The sequence below is a fragment of the Streptomyces sp. NPDC050636 genome, assembly GCF_040654775.1.
In the GTDB taxonomy this organism is placed as follows: domain Bacteria; phylum Actinomycetota; class Actinomycetes; order Streptomycetales; family Streptomycetaceae; genus Streptomyces.
In genome coordinates this window covers 1-2,977 of sequence record NZ_JBFAIP010000233.1, presented here as the reverse complement: position 1 = coordinate 2,977, position 2,977 = coordinate 1, and the positions used below count along the sequence as shown (strand labels likewise).

General features: G+C 62.2%; 2 protein-coding genes. Both read left to right on the top strand.

Annotated features, from left to right (window positions below):
• Positions 1–208 precede the first annotated feature (208 nt).
• The gene (locus AB0I10_RS40890; protein WP_363157815.1) at positions 209–1,546 is read left to right on the top strand and encodes an IS21 family transposase; all 1,338 of its coding nucleotides are present in this window, start codon (positions 209–211) and stop codon (positions 1,544–1,546) included.
• Between the two features lie 8 nt (positions 1,547–1,554).
• The gene (istB, locus tag AB0I10_RS40885; RefSeq protein ID WP_363157814.1) at positions 1,555–2,349 is read left to right on the top strand and encodes an IS21-like element helper ATPase IstB; all 795 of its coding nucleotides are present in this window, start codon (positions 1,555–1,557) and stop codon (positions 2,347–2,349) included.
• The last annotated feature ends 628 nt before the right edge of the window (positions 2,350–2,977 follow it).

The following is a 2,977-nucleotide window of genomic DNA, read 5'->3' as shown; positions in this document are numbered from 1 at the left end:
TGATAGGGCTCTTTGAATCTCCCCACCCCCTGATCTGCGGTGGGCCAAACCTGCTCAGTTGATCTCCCCACCCATCGTGTGACCAAGCTTGGGCAGTTGGTGTGATCACAACCGGCGTGTCGGAATGAGGAATAGCGTCTGCGGAGAGCCTGCGTGCGATTCGATTTTGGCCTGTTCGGGGGCCTGAATGCTCACGCAGGAGGAAGACGTGGACGCTCACGCGCTGCGTCGTCAGGGATGGACCATCTCGGCGATCGCACGCCATTTGGGCCGTGATCGCAAGACGATTCGGGCTTACCTTAAGGGCGAACGGGTCGCGGGCAGTCGGCAGTTGGCGCCGGATGCATTGATCCCTTTCCTTGATTACTGTCGACAGCGTCTGAGTGATGACCCTCATCTCTGGGCCTCGACGCTCTATGACGAAGTCAAGGAACTTGGCTATCTGGGCGCCTATTCGACATTCACCCGCGCTCTGCGGCGTCACCAGGTGAGACCGCACTGCGAACCCTGCAAGAGGTCATCGGGTCGCGATGTCGCCGTGATCTCTCACCCTCCCGGCGAAGAGATTCAGTTCGATTGGCTGGAGTTGCCCGAAGCGCCGAGTGAATGGGGCGTCGGCGAGCATGCGCACCTCCTGGTCGGAGCTCTGGCACACTCCGGACGCTGGCGGGCGGTTCTGATGGAATCCGAGGACTTTCCCCATCTGGTGCAGGGCCTCGATCAGATCGTCCACAAGTTGGGCGGAACGGCTCGCCGTTGGCGTTTCGACCGGATGTCAACCGTCTGTTATCCCTCGACTGGTCGGGTCCTGCCAGCCTTCACGGCAGTCGCCAAGTACTACGGTGTCGGAGTTGATATCTGCCCGCCACGGCGTGGGAACAGAAAAGGAGTGGTGGAGAAGGTAAACCACTCCGCTGCCCAACGCTGGTGGCGCACTGTTCCCGATGGACTGAGCATCCAGCAAGCTCAGTCCGGGGTCGACAAACTGGCCCTGCGGATGGATGAACGGCGCCGCAAAGTCGATGGTATTTCTACCACCGTTGCTGAACTAGCCGACTCGGAAAGCCTGTTGGAACTTCCCGTGCGCCCTTTCCCTGCCGAGTTGGAAGTCCAGCGGACGGTCAGCCCGCAGAGCCTGGTCTCCTACGGCGGGAACTTCTATTCCGTTCCTCCCGGCCTGCCTGGTGCCCAGGTTAGCGTTCTCCACCGACTCGGCGAGGACGAAATCCGCATCGTCACCGCCGGCCGTTCGGTTATCGCTTGCCATCGGCAGGCCCCACGCGGATCGGGCCAAACCATCCGTGACACAGGACACGTCATTGCGCTGGAACGGGCGGTGCTGGCCAATTTCACCGACCGGGCTCCCTGCAAGAAGAAAGTCCGCCGGCCACCGTCGGCGGAAGCCCTCGCCGAGGCAGCCCACCTGCGCGACCAGCAGGTGGCTGCGTCCTCGGCCGAGCGGGTCGTCGTCGACCTGGCCCACTATGCCGCCGTCGCTGACCAGCTGCGGCACCTTCCAGCACAGAAAGAGGAGAGTCAGGATTGAGTACTCCCATGCAGATGAGCGAAGCACGCCGCTATCAGCAGCTGCGAGCCCACCTGTCCTATCTCAAACTCAACGACGCGGCGGAGGCACTGAACAGAGTCCTGGACCAATCCCGCACCGAACGCATGTCGCTGACAGCGGCATTGGAACGGCTGCTGGAAATCGAAGTCGAGGCAACTGAGACGCGCAAACGCGCTGCACGGGAACGGTTTGCCTGTTTGCCTGAGCCCTGGACCCTCCAGGACTTCGACTTCGCCGCCCAGCCAGGTGTCGACGAGAAACTCATTCGCGACCTGGCAACCCTCCGGTTCCTGGACGACGCATCGAATGTGCTGTTCGTCGGGCCGCCCGGCGTCGGGAAAACGATGCTGTCCGTCGCGCTGGGACGGGCCGCTGTCGACGCTGGTCACCGCGTCTACTTCACTACCGCCGCCGAGTTGGCAGCGAAATGCCACAAGGCCGCACTCGAAGGGCGTTGGAAAACCTGCATGCGATTCTTCGCAGGTCCCAAACTCCTCATCATTGACGAGCTGGGCTATCTCCCTCTGCCGGAGGACGGTGCATCCGCGCTGTTTCAGGTGATCAATCAGAGGTATCTCAAGTCGAGCACGATCCTCACTACCAATGTCGGAATCGCTGATTGGGCTGGTGCCTTCGGCGATGCGACGGTGGCCGCGGCGATGCTCGACCGGCTTCTTCATCGAGCCGCGGTCGCGGGAATCGACGGTCCCTCATACCGGCTTCGAGGCCACCAAAGTCAGGCCGATGCCCTCCGGGCGGGGGTGAACGCCCGTGTCTCCTGAAGCAGAAGCTGCTGGCGCCGGGAAACGCAACTGCCTCACCTGCGGTGAAGAGTTCAGCCATGACTCCGGCAGCCGGCAGCGATATTGCGCCCGAGCATGCCGACCGAGTGCCCAAAGGGATGAAGTGAAACTACACGTCAAACCCTGCCCCGTCTGCGGGAACGATTTCACGTCGCACCCGTCCGTCCGGCAGAAGTACTGTTCGCCATCCTGCCGGCGGGAAGCAGAAAATCAGCGAGAACGAGACCGTGACGAGGCGCGAGCCGCCCGCCTCGGAGAGCCCATGCCGCCTCTACACGCAATGAAGAAACCGACAATGCCGCGTCGGGAATCAACTCCGGATCTGCCGCCCACGGCAACCCGAAACTGCCCTCACTGCGATCAACCCGTCACAATCGTCGCGCTGTTGGCGACACCAGAAGTTGCCAGGCCGTCGATCCCGACCACATCTCTTCCCGAAATCACTCCGATCCGACGGGCCTGAATCTCTCGACCAACGAGGGTCCGCCGACCTGACGGCCAGCGGGCCCTCCCGCACGCTCGGCGATCCCCACTTTCCTCACTTCATCCGCTCTTGAACCAAGTGGGGAATCGGAGCGCACTTGGGGAAAAATGCGGATCCTCATCA